General features: G+C 74.4%; 5 protein-coding genes. 2 read left to right on the forward strand and 3 right to left on the reverse strand.

Going from position 1 to position 6,483, the window contains the following annotated elements:
* Positions 1-1,015, reverse strand: a 1,015-nt coding sequence (locus tag ACMA1D_RS31730; RefSeq protein ID WP_414727432.1) for a DivIVA domain-containing protein, incomplete at its 3' end; no start/stop codon positions are given.
* A gap of 405 nt (positions 1,016-1,420) precedes the next feature.
* Between ACMA1D_RS31730 and ACMA1D_RS31735 the strand changes: the two genes are divergently transcribed.
* On the forward strand, positions 1,421-2,359 hold the full coding sequence (locus tag ACMA1D_RS31735; protein ID WP_414727433.1) for an aldo/keto reductase: 939 nt from the start codon (positions 1,421-1,423) through the stop codon (positions 2,357-2,359).
* 241 nt (positions 2,360-2,600) lie between these two features.
* Positions 2,601-2,948 carry a MerR family transcriptional regulator gene (locus tag ACMA1D_RS31740; protein ID WP_414727434.1) on the forward strand — a complete coding sequence of 116 codons (348 nt, stop codon included), beginning with the start codon at positions 2,601-2,603 and terminating at the stop codon, positions 2,946-2,948.
* A 220-nt stretch (positions 2,949-3,168) separates the two neighbouring features.
* Here the strand turns inward: ACMA1D_RS31740 and ACMA1D_RS31745 are convergent, their stop codons facing one another.
* Positions 3,169-4,713: an AMP-binding protein gene (locus ACMA1D_RS31745; RefSeq protein WP_414727435.1), complete on the reverse strand. Its 1,545-nt coding sequence runs from the start codon at positions 4,711-4,713 to the stop codon at positions 3,169-3,171.
* A gap of 531 nt (positions 4,714-5,244) precedes the next feature.
* On the reverse strand, positions 5,245-6,483 hold a 1,239-nt coding region (locus ACMA1D_RS31750), incomplete at its 5' end, for an SUKH-4 family immunity protein (protein ID WP_414727436.1).

Raw genomic sequence — 6,483 nt, forward strand, 5'->3', positions numbered from 1 at the left:
GGCCGGGGCCGCTCGCGGCGGGGCCGGTTGCGCCCGGGGCGGTGGCCCCGCCCGCGGGGCCGGCCGGGTCAGCGGCGTCGGCCGCGTCAGCGGCGGCCCCCTCCCCCTGCTGCTCGCCGCGCCGCGCGGCCCGTACCCGGCGGCCGGTCAGGGCGGCCAGGCTGTCGCGCACGTGCTCCATGTGCGCCGTCACGTCCTCGCGCTCCTCCGCGTGCGCGTACAGCACCTTCTCCGTCTCGCGCTCGATGCGCTCGGTCTGCGCCCTGGCCCGGGCGATCAGCTCGTCGCCCTGCGCCTCGGCGTCCTCCTGACCGTGCCGGGCCGCCTCCTCGACCTCCGCGTACGCCCGCTGCGACTCGGCGACGGTGCGTTCGCCCAGCGCTTCGAGTTCGGCGATGCGGGCTTCGAGCGCGGCCTCGCGCTCCGCGATCTCGACGCCGAGCGCCTCCCAGCGCTCGGCGTGCGAGCGCTCCTGTTCGGTACGGAGCGCCTCGGCGCGCTCCCGCGCCACCTCCAGCGCGTCGGCCGCCTCGTGGCGCCACTGTTCGGCGTCCCGCTCGGCGGCCTCGCGCAGGGCGACGGCCTCGGCCCTGGCCTGCTCGATGACCTCCTCGGCCCGGCGGTCGGCGTCGGACCGCAGCGTGCCGGAGGCCACGTCGGCCGCGTCGCGCACCGCGTCCGCGTGCTCGGCCGCCGCCTCGCGCGCCTCCTTGCCCGACCGTTCGGCCGCCGCGCGCAGCCGCTCCGCCTCCTGCTCCGCGGTGGCCAGGATGAGCTGGGCGCCCTCGCCGAGTTCCGCGTACGTCTGCGGCGGGAGCTCGTCAAGGACCGCGCGCAGTCGCTCCACCTCGGCGGACATCTCGTTGGCGAGCACGGTCAGCCGCGCGGCCCGCTCCCACGCCGTGTCGCGGTCGGCCGACAGCTCGGCCAGGTACCGGTCCACCTGCGCGGGACGGTAGCCGCGCACGCCCCGCCCGGTGGTGGTGAAGCCGTGGGGTGATTCCGTCCCGCTCATCGTTGAAGCCCCTCTCCGGTCCGTCCGGTGTCTCCGCCGCCATCTTTGTAGATGCGAGCGAAATGCCCATAACGCGACACTCCACCCGGCCACCTCGTCAAGGATGCGGCAATTGATGTCGGAAGTCGTAATCTCGGGGATTCTGATGTGAAGAAACGAACCATCCGCAGCGATCACGGATGGACGCATTCAAGCCATATGAGCCGCAGGTGGGCTAGGGCACGGGCGTCCGTACGGCGGGCGCCGCGGCGGGCGCCGGTGGACGGGCGTGTGGTGGTTGTCACCGTGGGGTGCGTGGTGGCGGGGCCCGTTCGGCGGGCCCGGGGGCCGCGGGACCGCAGGCCCGCGAACTCCCCCGCCCCGGCGCTTGACCTGGAGCGCGCTCCAGCTCCGAGCATGGCTGTCATGCATCTCACCGACCCCCAGATCGTCCTCGGCACGATGGACTTCGGCACCCGCGTCGCCCCCGAAACGGCCTTCGCGATCCTCGATTCCTTCGTCGCCGGCGGCGGTGTCTGGCTCGACACCGCCAACTGCTACTCCTTCTGGAGCGACCCCAGCGGCGTCGGCGGCGCCAGCGAGCGCGTCCTCGGCGACTGGCTGCGGGCCAGGCCCGGCATGCGGGAGACCGTACGGATCGCGACGAAGGTCCGACACAACCCGCTGGTCCCGCACGCCTGGCCGGAAAGCGCCGAAGGGCTCGCCGCGTCCGCCGTCCACGCCGGAGTGGCGCAGAGCCTGGAACGGCTCGGCGTCGACCACGTGGACCTGCTGTGGGCGCACGCCGAGGACCGCACGGTGCCGCTCGCGGAGACGGTCGGTGCCTTCGGCGAACTGGTCACCAAGGGCGTGGCGCTGCGGGTCGGGGCGGCCAACCACCCCACCTGGCGCGTCGAGCGGGCCCGTTCGCTCGCCCGCGAACAGGGCGTCGAGCCGTGGTCGGCCCTCCAACTGCGCCACTCGCTCGTCCAACCCCGCCCGCTCACCCCGCTCGCGGAGTCCGCCCACCGGCTGCTCACCCCCGAGGACCTGGACTTCGCCAGGTCGGAGGGGCTGGCCGTGTGGACGTACAGCTCACTGATGTGGGGTTCGTACGTGCGTACGGACAAAACACTGCCGGATATCTATGATCACCCCGGGACCGCCCGGACCCTGGCGGTGCTCGCGGAGATCGCCGACGAACTCGCGGTCTCGCCCAACCAGGTCGTCCTCGCCTGGCTGATGCAGCAGGGCATCGATCCCCTGGTCGGCGTGAGCCGAGTGGAACAGATCGAGCAGGCGCTCGGCGCCCGCGGCGTACGGCTCGACGAGGAGCACCTGGCGCGTTTCGCCGCGGCGCGGTAAGGCGCTGCGCGGCGGGGTGGCAGTGGTCGGTGCCGACGCCGGCACGTGCTGGCGCCGGAGCCGCGGCTCCGTAGGGCCGGAACCGCGGCGTGGCGGTGGCCGGCGCGGGAGCGGCGGTCGCGGCGGCGGGCTGATGACCGACGACCGCGGCAGCCGCAGCCGCAGGAAAGCACGGCAACCGCACAGCAACCGCCAACGGCAACAACTGCACCGGCAGGCGCAACAGTCAGCGAGGAGTTCCATGGCCACCCTCACCCCGGCGGCAACCGTCGACCGCACCGGCGTCTCCCTGGACACCCTGCGCTACTACGAGCGCGAGGGGCTCATCGGCCCCATCGGGCGCACCGCCGGCGGGCACCGGGCGTACACCGAGGAGGACGTCTTCTGGATCGGCCTGGTCACCTGTTTCAGGGACGCCGGCCTCGGCATAGCTGACCTGCGCCGGTTCGTCGAGATGCTGCGCGGCGACCAGACCCGCACGGAGCGGGTGGCCTTCCTGCGGGAGCGCCGTACGGCCATGGAGCAGCAGATGGCGGCGTTGCAGCGGGCCATGCAGCACCTGGACGACAAGATCGCGTACTACAGCTAGCGCCTTCGGGCGCCGAGGTTCGCCCCGCGCTGCGGCGCGGCGGCGGCAGGCCGGGCCCGGGACGACCCACCCGACGGGGCGGGCGCGCGGCACGGGCCGGCCGACGGAGCGGGACGCCACCCGGCGGGGGGAGGGCGTCCCGCTCCCCGGCCCCGCCCCCGCCCGCGCCCGCGCCGAGCCATCCCGCAGCCGGGCCCCGCCCCGCCCCGTCGGCAGAAGATCAGCCGCTCGCCGCGGCCTCCGCCCGTACGGCCGCCGCCAGCGACTTGCGGTCGGGCTTGCCGACCGGGGTCAGCGGGACCTGGTCGACGACCCGCACCGTCTCCGGCGTGTACATCGCGCCCCGGCGCTCGGTCACGTACGCGCGCAGGGCAGCCGGGTCCACCTGCTGGCCCGGGGCCGGGACGACCGCGGCGTGCACCGCCTCGCTCGCGTCCGGGCGGCGCACCCCGAACACCACGCAGCCGGCCACCGCGGGATGGCCGATCAGCAACTCTTCAACATCGGTCGGGTAGACGTGGCCGCCCACCACGATGATCTTGTCGCTGACCCGGTCCACCAGGAAGAGGTAGCCGTCGTCGGAGAGATAGCCCAGGTCACCGGTGTGCACCCAGCCGTCGCGGAGCACCTTCGCGGTGGCTTCGGGCTGTCGCCAATAACCGCCCATGATCTGGGGAGTGCGGACGCAGATCTCGCCGGTCTCGCCGACCGGCAGCGGCTTCCCCTCTTCGTCACGGATCTCCACGCTGACGCCGCGCGCCGGCCTGCCCACCGTGACCTGCCCCGCCGCGCCCAGCACGGTGTGCTCGTCCGGCCCGAGCGCCGCGATCATGCCGGCCTCCGACTGGCCGTACCAGCCGTGCAGCACCGGCCCGAACACCTCGGCGGCCTCCCGCAGCCGGGACGCCGACGCGGCGCAGCCGCCGTACGCGATGCGGCGCACGCTCGACAGGTCGGTCGTGTCCCTGGCCGGATGGTCCAGGAGCGTGTAGAGCAGCGGCGGCAGCAGCCACAGGTCGGTGATCCGCTCGCGCTCGATCGCCGCGTACACCGCCGCCGGTTCGAACCCCCGCTGGATCACCACCCGCCCGCCGGCCAGCAGCGTCAGATCGGCGACCATGCCGGCCAGGTGCGCCAGCGAGGTGCAGACCAAGAACGTCGACGCGTACGGCGTCGCCAGGATCCCCGAGCGCATCGTCTCGCTGTGGAAGCCGTGCTGCATGCGCACGCCCTTGGGGACGCCGGTGGTGCCGCCGGTGTGCCGGATGCACCAGTCGTCGTCGGGGCCGGCCGCGTTCGGCACCCGGCGCCCGCGGTGCCCGGCGGCACGGGCCAGCAGGTCGTCACCGGCCGCGCTCGGGCCGATGGAAAGGACCAGCGGGGGCCGGTAGTGGGCGAGCAGCGCCTCGGCCGCCGCGTCCAGCTCAGCGTCGACGAGCAGCGCGGCCGGCTCCACGCTCGCGGTGATCTGCGCGTGCGTCTCGGGGGCCAGCGCCTCGTAGAGGAAGACCACCCGGGCGCCGATCAGATTCACCGCATAGCGGGCGCTGAGCGCCTCGGGCCGGTTGCCGCAGAGCAGCACGACGGTGTCGCCGTGCCCGATGCCGCGGTCGACCAACTCGGCCGCGAACCCGTGCACTTGCTCCGCTAACCCGTCCGCGCGCACCGCCGTGCCGTCGTCGGCGGTGAGCACCGTGCGCTCGGGGTCGCGCTGGAACGCTTCGACAAGGAGCTCTACGTAATTGGTGAAGGGCGTTTCCGTCATGCCCCCGACGCTAGGCCCGCCCCCTCATGCCCCTCCAATACCAATTTCGGATGTACTGATGTTCGCCCGGTTATGAGCAGCGCACCCCGTGCCGCCCGATCCCACATCGCCCGCCGCTTGTTCGACACACCGTCAATTACGCCCGTACGGAGCAGAGTTCGCGCCGCGGACCGACACCGGACGGCGGGGCGACCCTCGGCCCCGCGGTGGCGGGAATCGCGAACAGGCGGAGGGATCGTCCGTTCGGGCTGGCGCATCAGGCCGTCTTGACCAGCCGGGCCTGGTGGGCGTGGGGGTGGGCGAGGCTCCGGCTACGCGTGCGGGCGCCTGGCCCGTGTCGTGGGGTGCCTGGCTGCGGGGTGCCTGCCGGTCGCGCATCGCTCCGCTACGCGCGTACGAGCGCGCACGCGAGGTGGGTCCGTACGGAGGCGGGGCAAGCCGATCGCATCGCTCCTGCTACGCGCGCGTACGGGCACGCGCGGGCACGTGCGGGAGAGCTGGGCCCGCCCCGAGGGGGGCGGGCCCGGGGCGTTACAGCAGGCCGTCCCACATCTGCTCAAGCAGCACCGCCCACCAGTTCTCCGGCGAGGCGAGCGCCGCCGGGTCGAGGGCGGACAGGTGGTTCTGGAAGTCGACCGTCCAGCGGCCCGCCTGGTCCGGCGTCAACCCGGTCCGCAGCCGCCACATCCAGCCCAGCAGACCCAGGCAGCGCACGAACTCCGGCAGCCCGGTGTTGACGAACTGCGGCGGCACCGGGGCGCCGCCGGGGCCGCCCTCCACGGGCACCGCGACGATGTGCGCCGTGCCGTACTGCACGCACAGTTGGCGGCCGTAGTCGTTGCCCATGACCAGGTACGAACCGGCGTCGGACGCGGGCTGCACCTGGCGTTCGGCGGCGAGTTCGGCGAGCGTGGGCACCGGGCGGCCGGGCTGCGCCTGCGCCCAGAAGAACGGTCCGAAGTCGACCGGCAGCCCCGCCCACACCAGCGTCTGCGCGACGATGTCCGGCACGCCCTGCCGGGAGACGGCGCGCTGGTCGAAGCGGAAGATCCCCTGCGGCCCGAACGCGTTGAGCAACTCCTGTGCCAGGCCCTCGGGGCCCACCGCGGGGGCCCGCTGGATCTGGCTGGGGTGCGGCAGCGGCACCCGCACCGGCGCCGGCCGCGCCGGCCCGTCCGCCACCTGGTGCAGCTCGCCCTGGTGCTCGATCAGGTGCCGCACGCCCTGCTGCCGGGTCGCGTGGTCGCGGCCGTACGGGGCGGTGTGGCTGATCCGCACCTGCGGCCAGGACTCGCGGATCATTCGGGCGCAGTAACCGCCCGGCAGGTCACAGCACTCCAACTCGGTGTGCAGTTCGAGCACCTGCTGCGGCGGCACGTTCATGGCCCGCAGCTCGTGCAGGATCTGCCACTCCGGGTGCGGGGTGCCCGGCGCGGAGCGGCGGATGATCTGCTGCTCGGAGCCGTCCTGCGCGCGGTAGCGGAGCACCGCCATGTAGCCGGGGCCGACCGTGGGCACCCCGGGGGGCGGCTGCGGGTAGCCGTAGGGCTGCGCCATCGCGGGCGCGCCCGGCATGGCCACACCGGGCTGCGGGGGCATACCGGGGTGGCCGCCCAGCGGCGGGACGGGCGCGCCGTGCGGCGGCTGCGGGCCGCCGACACCGGGCTGCCCTGGCGGGACCGGGCCACCAGGGCCGGCCAGCATCGTGGCCGCGGCGTGCACCCCACCGGGGGCGCCCGGCGCGCCGGGGGCGCCGGGCGGGGCCGGCGT

This window comes from Streptomyces sp. 796.1, assembly GCF_047525675.1.
Taxonomy (GTDB): domain Bacteria; phylum Actinomycetota; class Actinomycetes; order Streptomycetales; family Streptomycetaceae; genus Streptomyces.